This window comes from Streptomyces sp. NPDC007901, from assembly GCF_042959465.1.
Taxonomy (GTDB): domain Bacteria; phylum Actinomycetota; class Actinomycetes; order Streptomycetales; family Streptomycetaceae; genus Streptomyces.
Genome location: NZ_JBIBKW010000006.1, coordinates 70,912 through 86,258 on the forward strand (window position 1 = coordinate 70,912; position 15,347 = coordinate 86,258).

The 15,347-nt window shown below is 67.0% G+C and carries 8 protein-coding genes and 1 pseudogene; 3 read left to right on the plus strand and 6 right to left on the minus strand.

Annotated elements, in window-relative coordinates; all coding sequences use genetic code 11:
* The first annotated feature begins 5 nt into the window (after window positions 1–5).
* Window positions 6–1,034 (plus strand): AAA family ATPase, encoded by a 1,029-nt coding sequence (locus ACFZDK_RS20745; RefSeq protein WP_390974371.1) that lies wholly within the window; start codon window positions 6–8, stop codon window positions 1,032–1,034.
* Window positions 1,031–5,905 carry an SAV_2336 N-terminal domain-related protein gene (locus ACFZDK_RS20750; protein WP_390974372.1) on the plus strand — a complete coding sequence of 1,625 codons (4,875 nt, stop codon included), beginning with the start codon at window positions 1,031–1,033 and terminating at the stop codon, window positions 5,903–5,905. The genes ACFZDK_RS20745 and ACFZDK_RS20750 overlap by 4 nt, the downstream gene beginning before the upstream one ends.
* Before the next feature lie 146 nt (window positions 5,906–6,051).
* On the opposite strand, the gene ACFZDK_RS20755 is transcribed toward ACFZDK_RS20750, so the two are convergent.
* From ACFZDK_RS20755 to ACFZDK_RS20770, 4 genes are all read right to left on the minus strand, one after another.
* A complete protein-coding gene (locus ACFZDK_RS20755; protein WP_390974374.1) occupies window positions 6,052–7,302 on the minus strand; it encodes a tyrosine-type recombinase/integrase in 1,251 nt (416 codons plus the stop codon).
* 263 nt (window positions 7,303–7,565) lie between these two features.
* Window positions 7,566–11,114 carry a hypothetical protein gene (locus ACFZDK_RS20760; RefSeq protein ID WP_390974376.1) on the minus strand — a complete coding sequence of 1,183 codons (3,549 nt, stop codon included), beginning with the start codon at window positions 11,112–11,114 and terminating at the stop codon, window positions 7,566–7,568.
* On the minus strand, window positions 11,111–12,007 hold the full coding sequence (locus tag ACFZDK_RS20765) for a nucleosidase (protein ID WP_390974378.1): 897 nt from the start codon (window positions 12,005–12,007) through the stop codon (window positions 11,111–11,113). The genes ACFZDK_RS20760 and ACFZDK_RS20765 overlap by 4 nt, the downstream gene beginning before the upstream one ends.
* Window positions 12,008–12,305: 298 nt before the next feature.
* Window positions 12,306–12,506, minus strand: coding sequence for a hypothetical protein (locus ACFZDK_RS20770; protein WP_390974380.1), 201 nt, complete (start codon window positions 12,504–12,506; stop codon window positions 12,306–12,308).
* A 308-nt stretch (window positions 12,507–12,814) separates the two neighbouring features.
* Between ACFZDK_RS20770 and ACFZDK_RS20775 the strand changes: the two genes are divergently transcribed.
* Window positions 12,815–13,900, plus strand: a complete 1,086-nt coding sequence (locus ACFZDK_RS20775; protein ID WP_390974381.1) for a hypothetical protein — start codon at window positions 12,815–12,817, stop codon at window positions 13,898–13,900.
* On the opposite strand, the gene ACFZDK_RS20780 is transcribed toward ACFZDK_RS20775, so the two are convergent.
* Window positions 13,878–14,675 (minus strand): ISAs1 family transposase, encoded by a 798-nt coding sequence (locus ACFZDK_RS20780; protein ID WP_390974383.1) that lies wholly within the window; start codon window positions 14,673–14,675, stop codon window positions 13,878–13,880. The two genes, ACFZDK_RS20775 and ACFZDK_RS20780, sit on opposite strands and share 23 nt — an antisense overlap.
* 109 nt (window positions 14,676–14,784) lie before the next feature.
* Window positions 14,785–15,078: pseudogene (locus ACFZDK_RS20785) on the minus strand (transposase family protein); the annotation flags it as partial.
* Window positions 15,079–15,347: the final 269 nt, after the last annotated feature.

Here is a 15,347-nt window from a genome sequence, read left to right on the forward strand (position 1 = left end):
TCGCCATGTCAAGGAGAGCGACCGTGTCGCACAGCGCAGCGTCCTCGCAGGATCCCGGCTCCGCAGCGGAGGACTGGTGGGTATTCCGTGGGCCCGCTGAACTGCCCGAACCGCCGCCCTGGCGGAATCTTGGAGGTTCCCCACGGCCATCGGGGATGCAGCAGTACCTGTTGAGCCCGGAGCATGTGGCGGTGGTCAATGCCGCACTGCACCTGCGCCGTCCGCTGCTGGTCACCGGGCGTCCGGGGACAGGCAAGAGTTCTCTCGCAGGTGCCGTGGCCGAGGATCTCGGACTGGGCGATGTGCTTCGCTGGCCGGTCAACAGCCGCTCGACGCTCGATGATGCCCTCTACCGGTACGACGCGGTGGGCCGGTTGCGCGAGGCGTCGATGGAACGCGAGAGGCGTCTCGCTCGCAGTGCGCCAAGAAGGCTGAGGCACCGCGCCAGGGGCCGGCATTCGGACATCGGGGACTACCTGCGGCTCGGCCCTCTCGGCACGGCGCTCGCCGCCACGGACCGCCCGCGGGTTCTGCTCATCGACGAGCTCGACAAAGCAGACATCGACCTCCCCAACGATCTTCTTGTGGTGCTGGAAGAAGGCAAGTTCGAGATCCCCGAACTTGCCCGGCTACCCGAAGAACAACAGAGCGTCAATGTACTGGTCACCGGGAGCAGGAAACGCGTCCAGGTGCGCCGGGGAACCGTAGCGTGTACACATTTCCCAATCGTGATCATGACAAGCAATGGGGAAAGGGACTTTCCGCCTGCTTTCCTCCGTCGTTGTGTACGGCTCGACCTGCAGGATCCCGACGAGAACAAGCTGCGCGAAATCGTCCGGCTCCATCTGGGCGACGAGGCCCTCGACGATGCCGAAGACCTCATCCAGAACTTCCTGCAGAGGGCTGCCACACAGACCCTCGCGACCGATCAGCTCCTGGCAGCAGTGCACCTTCGTCTCACCGGAGCCGATTTGAGCCGAGAGCAGTTGGTCAACACCGTGATGCATCGTCTTGACGAAATCTTCCCCGGATGATCGACCGTTTCCGCCGAATCCTGGACGACCTCGGTCATCCGCTTGACGGTGCGGAGTTGCTGGACCTGCTCCTGCTTGCCCGCACCATCACGGGGAACGGGAAGGACGTTGCACAGGCTTCGGCGGCGGACGAGGGAGACAACGTCGCTCCCCAATTCGAACCACCCGTGTCCGACTCGGATGTCGAACACATGGATGACTCCGCGGATTCCCCCGGCGCGGACCCGGAGCCAGCGCGAGAGCAGGAGCCGGGACAGGTGCCGGAGCAGCGCCGTCTGCTCTTTCCGGACGCCAGAGCGACAGCCCCGTCTGGGGGTGCGGCTGCGCACGTGGTGAGAGTTCCGGGGCCGCGTTCGATACCTGGCGCGCATCACCTGATCCGATCACTGCGGCCGCTGAGGGCGTACCGGGACGACCCGCACCGCCCGGCCGTCGATGTGGAGGCCACGGTCCGGCTCGCTGCCGAGTCGGAGAGCTTTGATGTGGTGCTGCGTCCCACACGCGAGCTGCAGAACGCCGCGGTTCTCCTGGCTGACGACTCCTCGTCAATGCGTGTGTGGCGGTCATTGCTGCCGGAAGTCCACCGCTTGCTGGAACGCAGCGGGATCTTCCGTACCGTCCACATCCGCAGGTTCTCTCCGCCAGATCTTGCCTGGGAGGCGCCTGGGCGACAACGCATGGGTGCCGGTCCGACGGTTACCCTCCTGCTGACGGACGGCGTACACCCGGCGTGGTCGAGTGCCGCCGTGGCCGCAGCCGTTGCAGGCCTGGGGACCCGCGGACCGCTTGCAGTCCTAACTCCGTTGCCTCAGCGGCTGTGGCGCGCGACCGCGTTCCAGCCCCAGCCGTACCTGTTCCGAGCAGCCCAACCGTTTCCCACGGTTCAGCAGCTCTTCATGCTGGACCCTCTGACCGAGGAGCGGCAGCTGCTTGCTCCAGGCCAGGTACCTTTGCCAGTCATCGGACTGTCGCCGTCCTCGCTCGGTTCATGGTCACAACTCGTGGCCAAGCCGAGTACGTCGCACCTGATCGACGCGGCGGTGCTTGACGCCGTCAGTCCGGACACACCAACGAAAGCAGAGCCCACTACCGGCACCGCTTCGCCGGACCGAATGATCGCCGCGTTCCGAGGGGCCTTCTCGCCACAGGCGTACAGGCTCGCGGTCCGCCTCTCCGCCATCAAGCCGCTCAGCCCCCCTCTGATGCAGCTCGTCCGTACCGCGACCCTGCCGGACGCCACCGCGACACATGTGGCCGAGGTACTGCTGAGCGGGCTGTTACGGCGCATGCACGACGACTCCGACACGCAGGGGCTGCCGGAGGCCCTGCACGGGCACGACCTGTACGACTTTCGCCCCGGTGTACGTGAGTTGCTGGCCTCTGGGATGAGCCGGGCTCAGACGCAGGAGGTCGCGGAGGCCGTGGGGCGCGCGCTCGCCCCCTATCTCGGCCGGCTGCCGGACTTCTCCGTGCTGACGCCAGGAATCAAGGGCACGATCAGGCTCTCGGACGAGGCATCGCCCTTCGCCGCTTTGGACGTCCCGAACACCACCCCTGAGCAGCCTCTTTCACTATCGGAGCCATCATCGGATGTCTCAGGCATGAGCTCCCGGGCGGAAGAGCGGCTCTCCGGACTCCCTGGCGTCGCGCTGGTCAAGGCATCGGCGAGAGCTGTCGCAGCTGGCATCCGCAACGGGTCGTTGATCCCCTTCCTGATCGAACAGCACCTTCTCGCTTATGGACGCAAACCGGGTCCCGCAGAGGTGCGAGCATGGGAGCGGTCCCTTCCGGCATTGGCGGCCGTGTTGACCGACGCCGACCTTGGTGATGTCCAGATGCTGGTCGAATACGCGCTGCCGAGAAGCACCGTGCGTGTCCAGGTGGTCCTGGCCGGCATGGAGCTCAGCGGGCTGGAGCCCTCGTACGTCTTGGTCGAACTGAAGGATTGGGTCGGTGCCGCGCCCGACGATGACAATCCAGACCTGTGCCGCGTGGACGGCAATTCTCACTACGTCCTCAATCCCCTGGAGTCGATGCGACGCTCATGTGAGTACCTGATCCAGTTCAATGAGGTGGCGCACCAGCATGTGCCGCGCGTCGCCGCCGCCGTCTATCTGCCGAATGCCACAGGACAGAGCGTGAACGGGCTGGCCGGAGAACGCGGGGACATCGGGGTCGGGCTGTTCACCGGGGAACGCCGCGGCGCGCTCCTCGACTTTCTGCGTGCGCGGTTCAGCGGCAGTCATCCCGGAGACCGCGCGGTCGACGAACTCGTGGCTGGGAAGATGGTCTCTCCGGCTGAGCTGTCCGCTGTAGCAGCGCAAGCGCTGAATGGGCGCAACCAATTCATCTTGCTGGGCGAACAGCAGATCGCGTACAGCGTGGTTCTGGACACCGTCCGCAAGGCACAACGGTCGGATCGCAAGGAAGTTGTCGTCGTCACCGGAGGGCCGGGGACAGGGAAGAGCGTGATCGCCCTGAAGCTGATGGGGGATCTGTACCAGCAGGGCGTGAGCGTCCTGCATGCATCCGGCTCGAAGTCGTTCACCCAGACCATGCGCAAGGTCGTGGGCGGCCGAAGCCGTCCGGTGGCGAACCTCTTCCGGTACTTCAACAGCTTCATGACGTCTGATCGGAACGCGATCGACGTGCTGATTTGTGACGAGGCACAACGGATGCGTGCCACCTCCGCTAATCGGTTTACCTCGGCTTCCCGTAGCCCGGAGCGGTCTCAGGTCGAAGAACTCATCGACGCGGCTCGCGTGCCCGTCTTCCTGCTCGACGAGCACCAGATCGTGCGTTCAGGGGAGATCGGCACGGTGGCGGAGATCGCAGCAGCGGCCAGGAGCATGGGACTGCCCGTCCACGTCGTGGAGCTGACAGACCAGTTCCGCTGTGGAGGGAGCGAGGCTTATCCGAACTGGGTGCGCAGACTTCTCGGCGTGGAGTCCGGGGGCGCCGTGCCTTGGGTACCGGATGGCCGGATGCAACTTCTCGTCGCGGATGGTCCGGAGGAGATGGAAGCGTTTCTCGCGGCCCGCCGCTCCGAAGGCTACAGCGCCCGTATGGCCGCGGGATATTGCTGGAAGTGGTCCCCCGAGCCGGAGAACGGTGACCCGCTCCCCCCGGACGTGGTGATCGGTGACTGGGCCCGGCCGTGGAATCTCAGAAGCGATCGGTCTGTTTCGTCGGCACCGCCTGCCGCACTGTGGGCAACCGATCCGGCGGGCTTCGGACAGGTGGGCACCGTCTACACGGCGCAGGGATTCGAGTACGACTGGAATGGGGTCATTCTCGGTCCCGACATGGTCTGGCGAGGAGACCGATTCGTCACGGACCGCACATCGTCGAGGGATCCGGAATTCACGAGGAAGTCGGTTTCGGACACAGACGCCGACCAGCTGATTCGCAACGTCTACAAGGTTCTGCTGACGCGTGGCCTGACAGGAACCATCATCTACTCCACGGACGAGGAGACCCGGGCGAAGCTACTTGCCCTGGGAGCCCTGCCCCTTGCCGCACACCCTCGCTGGCCCCAGAGCTCCGCGAACGCCGCACTCGCGAAGTGGCCGTACCGGCTCGCTGACCTCGGCCCAGGCATCACCAGCGGCTTCCATGAGCGTGACGGGCGTAGAGCCGGCCACTTCGAGTGGAAGCCTGGTCCGGCTAAGAGCTGGTGGGACGTCATCTTGCAGGCCCCCTTCATCGGTGTTGCCACGCCGTTCCACAAACAGCCCTCAGGAGGGGGATCGAGGAGCATACGTGACAATGAGAGCTGGGACCATGTGAGTCTCCCGACGGATTGTGTCCCGCGCACGAATTACCGTCCTGCCGGTTCCCGCGTCGGCTTCGTGAGTGCGCAGGATCGATGGGTGGAGCGCGACCGTCTCAATCAACTGCGGGGGGATCCGGCAGCCGCAGTGGCAGCACAGGCCGATGTCACCGCGACCGATCTCGCACTTGGGGAGGAGGACCGGGAGAAGGCCGTTGACGCGTTGTTGCAAGAGGCGAGTATGCGGCCCTGCTCGGAGTTCTACCGAGTGGCCTGGCGAGACATGATCTCCTCCGCCACAGAGCGGAGCCTGTTCGCCGCGCTCATCCCGCCAGGAGCGACCCACGTCCACACAGTGCACAGCGTCGCCCTGCTGTCGCGTCGCCTCACGGCACTCACCGCCGGTTTCTTCGCCGCCCTCCCGCTGGACTACTTTGTCCGGAACTCAGGCCGTGGCCGCCTGGGCTCGTCCGGCGCGATGGGTATGCCTGCACCTTCCCCAGGGCATCCGCTGGAATCGGCGCTTCTGCTCCGGACACTCCGGCTCAACTGCCAAACCAGTGCTTACGCGTCTCTCTGGGAAGAGCTATACGATCCTCTCTGGCAACAGGACACCTGGGCCGCTGCGGCGAACTGGTCCAAGGAGACACCTCCGCTCAACGAAGGTGTTGAGTCAACCTGGACACGCGACACGCCCCTCCGTACGGAATTCTCGCGCCGTGCGGCCCTCGTCGAGATCGACGCCCTGGTCGCCGTCTGGCTCGGCGTCAGCGCAGATCAGCTCCTCGCGCTGTACGAGGGCCGTTTTCCCGTCCTTCAACGATACGAAGAGAACCTGTGGTTCGACGCGACTGGGCGCCGCATTGCCAAGGACCACCAGCAGCACGGCTACGGCCAGCCCAAGGACGCCTGGAAGCAGTTGAGTTCACACGACGCGTTCCCGAATGAGTACAACCTCCCTGCTGGTTACGCCGGGCCCCTCCACCGAGCCAATCGCAAGGACGAGATGCGGGCCGCCTACGTGGAATTCAGCCGTCGTCTGAACGAGGCTGGCTGGAAATCGGGTGATGCGCAGCCCCCGGAAGCCGCTAACACATGATCCCCGCTCAGCGGCGGGGGTCATGGAGCGCAGGTTCAAATCTGTCCTCCCGACGGTATTCACCAGCGGTTTTGCCAACGACGGCAGACCCGCTGGAGGCGTTCGTGTGACGCGTGATGACAGCCGATGATCGCCCAGCGCCTCTGTCAGGTGGCGCGTTCGTCTGATGCCGGAGCGGCCTGGTGGTGGTGTTTGCGGTCAGCGCGGGTGAGGGCCTTGTCGATGGCGGTGACGGCGTCGCGGGCGGCGTGGGGGAGCAGGTGGCCGTAGAGGTTGACCGTGGTGGACAGCGTCGAGTGGCGCAGGGTCTTGGAGACCACGGCCAGGGGGACCCGTGAGCTGATCATGATGGTGGCGGCGGTGTGGCGCAGGTCGTGGACGCCGATCCGGGGCAGGGCGAGCTCCTCAGAGCGCCGGCGCAGTTCGGTCAGGATGCCCTGAGGGCGCAGCGGGGACCCATCCGGCTGGCAAAACACCAGGCCTTCGAGGGGAGTACCTGGGGGCTGGCTGGCCCGGGCGAGGGCGGCCTGACGCTCCAGCGCCGCGGCGACGCGCGCGGACAGGCTCACCCAATTGCGGCTGGCTTTCGTTTTGGGGTGGCCGAGGTAGAGCTGGTTGTTGTTGACGGCCGTGAGATTCCACCGCACCAGCAGGGTCTTCTCCGGCAGGTGGACATCCGTCCAGTGCAGGCCGAGGGCCTCGCCGCGGCGCATGCCGGTGCCCAGCAGCAGCTCGAACAGGTCCGCGACCTGGTCGGCGTAGTGGGTGTGGTTGTGCCGCAGGAACGCGGCTGCCTGGGTGGGGTTCCAGCAGATCCGCTCCTGCGCCGCGGGCCGCGGCAGCATCGCGTGCCGGCACGGGTTGTCTGCGATCAGCCGGGCGTGCACGGCGGAGCCGAGGGCGCTGGAGAGGGTGGCGCCGATCCGGTAGACGGTGGTGCGCCCCCGGCCGCGAGCGAGTTCGGCCTCCTGCCAGGCGACGATGTGCCGCGGGCGTAGATCCTGGACCGCGATGCCTCCGAAGGAGGGGATGAGATCGGAGCGGACGTAGTCGCGGTAGCGGACGAACGTGGTGGGCTTGAGTGACTCCTCCTTGGTGCGGATCCACTCGCTCAGGTAGGTGCCGAGGGTGAGGTCCTCATCGCCATACAGGCCCGTATGCTCGCACGTCAAAGCGTGCTCCAGGGCGGCGTGAGCGGCCTTGCGGGTGGGAAAGCCGCTGCGGCAGTGCGGCTTTCGTCTGCCGTCGATGGACGGCAGGTCGACGGCGAAGGCCCACGAGCCGTGCCGGGAACGGCCCTTGAGCTTCGGGCAGGCCGCGCCGAACTGGCGGCCGTCGGGCCGACGGCAACCGCAGCGTCGGTAAAGACGGCCGCGCTCAGGGGAGCGAGAAGCCATGATGCCCACCTCCAGCGGGGGAGTGCGTTGACTCCACGGTGACGTCGTCGCCCTGCGGCGTAGAAGTTGGCGGACCCTGGCGTCTCGTGGGCAGATGCCATCACCTCGCCGTCACATGACACTGTTCGCCGCTGTTGAGCAGCAGTGCCCCCTTTGGGTGGTTTTGCGGTCACTGGCGGTTGTCGAGGAGTCTGGGCCCGGCATGGTCTCCAACTTCCCCTCGTGGACGATCGGTTGCTGGAGTCACGGGATTGAACCGGCGCTCACCAGTCGCGGCCGTCCGGAGGGAGTTCGTCTGTTTCATGCTGGATACGGTGCAGGGCGGATTCTGCGAGGTCGCGGTAGAACTGGTCCTCGACGCTGCCCTTGGTGCATGCGTCGGCTAGTTCAGCGGCCTTGGCGTGTTGCTCGATGTCCTCGGGGTAGGGCTCTCCGGGTGTGCCTGAGCGCATTCCGCTGATGACGGCGGAGTGCAGAGCGCCCCTCATGCTGTTCAGGCTGGTGTCTCCGTGGCGGTCTGCGGCACGCAGGCAACGGCGTACGAACCGGGTGTCCCAGACGAGGGTCCGGGGGGCCTTGGACAGTATCGCCGCTGTGATCTTGATCTTCACCGGGTCGCTGTCGTCGAGATACTCGTCGATCACGTTGGTGACCTGGGTGTCGTAGGGGCCGGCGACGAGCGCAAAAAGGTTGGCTCCGAGGTAGTGCTTGATGGCTGAATCCGGGTCGGCGGCGAGCCAGTCGCGGATTTGCCGCAGTAGTGCCGGGAAGTCATCGTGGTCGCGGAAGGGCGGTGTCACCTGCCAGTGAAAGGGCAGGGGGAATCGCCCGGCTGTTGCCTGGGACGCGTAGCGCTCCACTCTCGTTTCGAGCAGTTCGATGACGGCGAGAGGCTTGGTGCGGGCGAGTTCGGCGAGGAATAGTCCGATCTCGTGGCTGTCGATGGACGGTGCATCGGTCAGAGCGCTGAGGAACGATTCCTGCTGGTCCTTGGCGAGGTCCGACCAGGCTAGCGGGCTGTATGGCGGACCTGCTATGGCCAAGGCGAACGCGTTGATATCCGGCGTCTCCACGGCGGGCGAAGTGGTGAGTAGTTCGACGGCTAGGTCTTTGTGCTCGGCGGCGATGGCGTGAACGGCGCCAAGAGCGGCCCTGCGCACGATGCTGTCTCCGTGGACGGCAAGTTTCCGCAGGAGATCCGCCTCGCCGTCGAGTAGATCGCCGCGTTGGCGTTGGATGCCGAAGGCGTGTGCTACCTCCCGCGTGAGTTCTGTGTGCCCCGTGTCCGTGAGCGTCTGGCCCCAGTGAACCGCGCGGTCGCCCGCAGTATGCCCCAGCGCGGCGAGGGTGACCGACACCAGCGACGCCAGGGAGCTCTCGGGCGCGGCCAGGGCCTGTTCACAGATGGCGTCGCCGACGGACGGGCGGTGGGTGACCAGTGCCCAGATGAATGGTCGAGCCCGTCCACTGTCGGTGCCGAAGACACGATCGTTCTCGCTGAGCAAGGCATCGACACGCGTGGCGATCTGATGGTCTGTCCACTCGTCGAGTGTGGCCGTCACGTCGCTGAACAGAGCTTCTTGCGCCGCGTGCCAATCCGAGGCGTCGGAGTAGCTGGCCGGGTTTGCCGGTCCGCCGTGCAGTGCTCGGGCGAGTTCGTTGTCCGGTGAGGTGGGGATCGCGCTCAGGAGTCCTAGGGCGGGGAAGCGGAGATCGTCGGGGCCGTATTGCGCGAGCCAGCGTAGCTCGGTGCGCACGGCGACCAGGATCGCCGGTGCCAGAGTGTGTTCGATGACGTGCTGGTGCAGTCGGTCGATGGTGCTCGCGAGGTGAGGGATCCATGGCTGGCGCGCGGCTTCGGTCGGCGTAGGCCCGAGATCGCCCGGCGGCAGGCTCAGTGCGCTGCCGATCAGCGAGCGGGCTGCCGAGGCGCGTTCGAGCTGCGGTTGCCCCAACTCCGCGAAGGCCAAGTCCATGGCTGCGTCGCGCATAATAAGGACGTCAGGGGTGGGTTCCAGCATGTAGCGGCGGAGTGTCAGGGTCCACTTGGCATGGGTCCAGATCTCGTCGTGCCCCTCCGTGGCCAGCAAGGGGGCGAGCACGCTCAGCGGCTGGTGGACGGAGGGAGTGGCGGGTACGCGGACCAGCCAGCGTTCGACCTGAGCGATAAGAATCCGTTGGTATTCGGTCGGGCCCCACCGGGTGTAGCTGGCGAGTTCCGCCAGAATCCGCATGGGGTGCGAGGGATTCTGGGGCAACGGACGCGGGTCATCTCGGCCCAGGTTCCAGAGAAGGGCGGCGGCCTGCGGCAGGAACTTCAGATGATATGCAGCGGCCTTGAGGACGGGGGCCAGGGCAAGGCGCACATCCGTATCGGTCCAGGTATGGGCCAACCCGAACCCCACTTCAGCGGTGACGGGAGCGCAGGGATTGCTCATGGCCCACGTGGCCAGCTCAATGGAGCGCCGCGGCTGGAAGAAGGCGACCTTCGCGACAACTTCCAGGAGACTCACCCGTTCGTGGGCATCCGCGGCGCGGAACGCTGCCATGATCTGCTCCCAGAGGGGCTCGATCAGTCCGCCGGCGCCGCTGTCCTGTTGCCAGTCCACACGACCGGCGTTGACCACAAGGTGGGCCAGCGCACTGCCTTGGGCTGCCTCCATGGCTCGGACGAGGTAGCCCGTGTGAAGCCCGGTGCTGCTGTGCCGCGCGGCTCTGACGAGCAGCGCATCGCCCAACAGGTCTGGCACCAGGCGCACCGTGGTGCCGTGGCTCAGCACCACCCCGGCATCCTCGAGAGTCTCCAAGTGCTGTGCGCAGAGGTCGAACGGCAATCCGGTCAGGGCTTCCAGCGATGTACAGACCTCCAGTTCCGCAAGGCGCACGGGCTGGAACGCGGCGACAGCGGAAAGGAGTTCCCTGGGTACCTGGCCGGATGCCGGAACGGTGGTCAGGGCGTCGGAGAGTCGGTCGGTGAGCTCCAGGTGGAGTTGCTCGTCGCCTTCGAAGCTCCGGGGATCCAGGTCACCGCTGTTGATCAGGGCCGCTCCGGTGACGATCAGCAGCGGGCAATCCCGTGCCGCGGCGGCGAGCCTCGGCGCATGGAGCCGCGCCGCTTCGTCCAGGATCTCGCCGGCCAGGGAGAGAGCGTCGTCGAACTCCAGGTCGCCGATGTCGACGACAGTGGCCTCGCTCGCATGCAGGCCGGCCTGGGCCAGCGCTCGGCGGGCATGGTCCATGCCATAGGGCCGCAGGGAGAGCAGCACGTTGGCGGAGCCGTTGACGCTCCGGACCCCGGAGACGATTTTTTCCAGAGGGAGGGTGTCTTCGTGAGCGTCGTCGACGATCACCAGCAGATTGCCCGTGCGCGGCAGTTCCTTGAACCCGCTCGGGCCAACGGCGGAGTGCGAGTCGAGCAGACGTACTTCGATGGCCGGCTCCGCACCGCGCAGCGCCTCGCACAGAGCCGTCACGATCTTCGTCTTCCCGATTCCGCCACTACCGACGAGAAGCGCGACGCGTCCTTGTTCGTTTCTGGCGAACGGCACGAGGCTGTCCATGGTCTGTGCGCGTCCCACGAGTCGCCAACGGTGCGTGTAGACCGAGCCCTTGTTCACCTTGCGGAGGTAGTCGTCGGGTTTCATCCAGGGGTCCGGCTCCGCGGGCCCATGGTGGTGATGGATGATCTGGTCGCCGTGCTGGACCGCGTAGACGGTGCCGCCGTTACTCGCGCTGTTGATCTGTACGTGCGCGGGCTCATCCGGGCGGCACGTGGACTGGCCACTGTCGAGCTTCTCGGCGTCCTCGCTCACCGGTCACCGCCCTGCGGCCCGTGGTGGATGGTCTGGCTGCCGTTCTGAACCGCATAGACCACTCCCGACCCGTCCGCCCGGTTGATCTGCTGCTGTCCGTCCGTACCGCTGTGATCTCGTTCGGGCCTGCCACTTTTGTCCGGTGCGGGCAGTGCTGCGATGACCGCCATGGTCGCGGCAGCCGCATGACGTGCGGCCGCCTCCTGGCCGCCTGCCGCGTCGGAGTCCGACTTGGTTCCGTTGGCCCGGTCGCTGATGCCGCGCACCACTAGGAACGGCACCCCGCCTGCCAGATGAGCGGCGCTGGCGAAGCCGGCTCCTTCGGTCTCGATGGCGGCCGCGCCGTTGTAGTGCCGGTCGAGGTATTCATCCAGTTCCGACCCGGCGGAGTCCAGGACGATCTCGCCGGCCAGGATGGGTTTGAGGCGAATGCGGGGCAGCGGGTCCGGAGGCGGGGAGATGTGCTCGGTCCAGGCACCGCGGTCGACGTAGCGCGCGACCTGCTGCAGCTCGAATGTCGTCTCCCAGGACCGCGGCCGCGCTTTGAGACCGTCCGCCTCCTGTCGGCCACCTTGGTAAGCCCAGACCTGAGTGGCGGCGACAACGTCTCCGAGAGCCAGGTCCTTCTTCCGCCCGCCCGCGATGCCGGTGAAGAACACCGCACGAGGGCTGAGCCAGCTGATGGCACGTTCGGTCAGCGTCGCCGCGGCGTGGTTGCCCTCTCCCGCTTCCGCCACGTAGATCTGCCACGGCGTACCCGGAAGCTCGCCACGCTCGAAGATCAGACCCGTTGGGTGATCGATTCGCTCCAGGTCCCTCAGATGCCTGGCGACCGCCCGGTACTCCACCGATAGGGCGGTCAGGATGACGATTGCTTTGGTACCTGTGCTCACCATCGAGTCCCCGAAACGTCAATCTCCGTGCGCAGGATTCCCGCCCGGACAGCGGCCGTCATCGACCGCGCGGCCCGGCAGTCTAGCCGAGTGGAGGGCCTCGCGGAGCCGTGGGACCGTTTGCGAAGCGCTTGCCAGGTCCGCCCGGTCTGGCGGCCGAAACCGGTGATCGCCATGCCGATGAGCAGGGCGATGGCCAGGATTCCGCAGGCGCAGGCGCAGGCGCAGGCGCAGGCGCAGGCGCAGGCGCAGCCCAGCACCGGTCCCGCCATGCCACGCCCAGCGGCGGGCTCGGGGTTCAGCCGCACGCCTGGGCGATGGCGGCAGTCACGGCCGCCGCGAGCGTAATGACCGCAGCGAACGTGACAGCCGCCTGTTTGAGGGCGATGGGGTAGCCGGCGCCATCCAGGCGGGCGAGTGTGGCCGCGCCGGCGGTGGCCAGCACCGCGATGGCGATGACGAGCGCGGCGGTGATCAGTACGACGGTGACCTTTGGCACGGCTAATTCCCTGTGCGCGATGGGACGTTGAAGTGGTCGAAGCTCGCGCTGCCGGTGTGCGCCGGGGTTCGTCCGGGCGATGATGAACTCTGGCGGGCACATCACGACCCGGGGGAGTACGTGTTGGGAGAGCAGAAGCAACGCAACCAGGACAAGCGCACCGCGGCTCTCGCCGAGCTGCGCAAGCGGCTGAGTGATGGGCTGGCCAACTCGGGTCGCAGCTCGCCCGCCGTGCAGCGTTGGGGCGTACGACGGTGTCCGAGGCGTTCCAGTTGGACGGTGCTGTGCCGTCCGCCAGGACGGTAGCGGTGCTCGCCCGCAAGCTGGGACTGCCGCCCGACGAACTGCTGGAGCTGCGCCGCACTGCGGCGGCCGAGGACAGCGACCAGATCAGCGAGGCCGAGGCCGGGCCGGGCAAGCCGATCGGCCAGTGGGAGCCTCATGACCTGGAAGTCCACCCCGCTGGCCTGGCCGTCGACGGACGCGGTATTGGCGGCGCGCTGCAGCTGCTGCCGGGTTATGTACGTCGGGCACACGACCTCGTCCTGGCACAGGCGGTCCAGGACGCCAAGGCTGGCCGAAGCCGAATGCTGGTCCTCGTCGGCACATCCTCGACGGGCAAGACTCGAGCCTGCTGGGAAGCCGTCCAGCCGCTCGCTGGTGAAGGGTGGCGACTGTGGCACCCTTTTGACCCGATCCGCGCCGAAGCCGCACTCGAAGACCTCGAACATGTCCGCCCGCACACGGTGCTTTGGCTGAATGAGGCTCAGCACTATCTCGGTGATGCCCAGTTGGGCGAGCGTATCGCTGCGTCGGTGCACGCCTTGCTCACCCATCCAGGACAGGCCCCGGTCTTGGTCCTGGGCACATTGTGGCCCGAATACGATCGCCAGTACTCGGCTCTGCCGCTGCCCGGCCGACCAGACCCCCACAGCCGAGCACGGGAACTCCTGGCTGGCCGCACGCTCTCCGTTCCGGAGAGGTTCGACGCGCAGGCACTGCGCTCCGCATTCGCCCTGGGCAAGGAAGGTGATCGGCTGCTGTCCGACGCTCTCACGAGAGCAGGCGCCCATGGGCGGGTGACACAGGACCTGGCCGGCGCTCCAGAACTGCTGCGCCGTTACGAACGCGGCACACCACCGGCCCGGGCGCTGCTGGAAGCAGCGATGGACGCGGGCCGCCTCGGCGTCGCGCTCCACCTGCTGCAGACCTTCCTCACCGACGCCGCGATCGACTACCTCACCGGTCCCGACTGCGACGATCTCACTGACGACTGGTCCGAGGCAGCAATCGCCGAACTGGCTCACCCCGTCCACGGCAAGCAAGCACCCATGCGCCGCGCCGCCCGGCGTCAGGGCTTGATCAAGTTTCCTAGGGGTCGAACTTGTTGGTGATGCCCAGAAGTGGGAGTGCTCGTTCGGGTTGGTCGCGGATTGCGCGGGTGGTCTTGGCGATGTTGTCGGCTCCGAGGATCTTGAGCAGGCCGATGGCGAGGTTGCGGAGAGACGCCATGGCGCGGGGTGCGGCACCGGTGTGAACGGTGGAGGCGTCCTCGGCGAAGGTCACGTCTCTCACATGGTGCAGGGCCTCCACCGCCCAGTGGCCGCGGATCGTGGTGGCCAGGTCTGCGGGGGTGGTCTGGTGGGCGTCGAGGCTGGTGACGGCGTAGACGGTCTCGCGACTCTCACGCCGGCCTGTCTGCCTGCGCCGACGATGGACACGGATCGCCAGGCAGGCGTGGGGGAAGGCGATCCCGCCGAGCTCGTCCGCGATGCCGCAGGTCTTGATCGAGCGGGACTCGCGGCGGCCGTGTCCGGTGGAGGTCGTCGTGTGCTGGACGGCGATGTCCCGCCAGGGCAGGGCGGCGAGCCGGCGGTATGCAGTCGGCTGGTTCGCCTTGATCACCGAGATGTAGTGGGCCTTCTTGGTCTCGACCAGCCAGCTGACGTTCGCCTGGACCGAGTGCAGGGCGTCGAAGGTGACGAGAGTTCCGTCCAGGTCCAGCGGTTCGAGCAGGGGCCGGAAGTGCGCGGTCTCGTTCGTCTTCGCGCCGACCTCGGCCTGGGCGAGGGTCAGGGCCCGGTGGTGGGTGACGGCGGAGAGCAGGTGCCTGCGGCCGGCGGACAGGCGGGCCGATCCTCTCAGCGATTTGCCGTCGACGGCTATCACCCGCCGTTGCTCCGCAGCCGTTCGCGGGGTTCGGGCCGGCGAGGCAGGCACCGACGGCCCGGTCCAGGGCGTCACCGTCGACGGCCGCCAGCACACGGCCGATCGTGGTCCGCGAGGGAGAACGACGCCACCGCAGCGGATGCCGCCGGACTCCGACGGCCGTCAGCACGTCGTCCGAGGCCCGTGCCGCCCACTCGGCGATCTCGTCGATGCTCCTCGCTCCCGACACGGCCGCGCAGGCACAGACGAGGAGGATGGCGGTCAGCGAGTACCAGCGGCCCCGCCTCGCACGCGGGTCAGGCACCAGGTCCAGGAAAGGCCGCAGGTCAGCGACTTGGCCGATGTCAAGCGGACCCAGCCTCACCAACACCGGCGGGATGAGAGAAGATACAGCGGCAGGCACGGGCCACCTCGTGATCGTTGAGCTTCGACACCCCAATGATCACCAAGCCCGTGCCTGCTCCGCTATGTACCCCAACCGGTCACGACCCGACCAACCGCCCGATCCCGGAACTCGCCCAAGCCCTGTCTCGGCGTAGGGAGGTGGCCGCCGCTGACATTCCGTTCCACAGGCCGCCCGGTGTGGGCCCACCAGGGGCAAAGCAGCGAAGCAGCCACGGTGCTTGATGCTCTAGCGTGGCAGGGCCTGCCCGGTATGGCCGCCCGGCTGCT

Coding starts and splice junctions, on each gene's coding strand:
- ACFZDK_RS20745 (WP_390974371.1), top strand. CDS start 6: ATGTCAAGGAGAGCGACCGTGTCGCACAGCGCAGCGTCCTCGCAGGAT.
- ACFZDK_RS20755 (WP_390974374.1), bottom strand. CDS start 7,302: ATGGCTTCTCGCTCCCCTGAGCGCGGCCGTCTTTACCGACGCTGCGGT.
- ACFZDK_RS20750 (WP_390974372.1), top strand. CDS start 1,031: ATGATCGACCGTTTCCGCCGAATCCTGGACGACCTCGGTCATCCGCTT.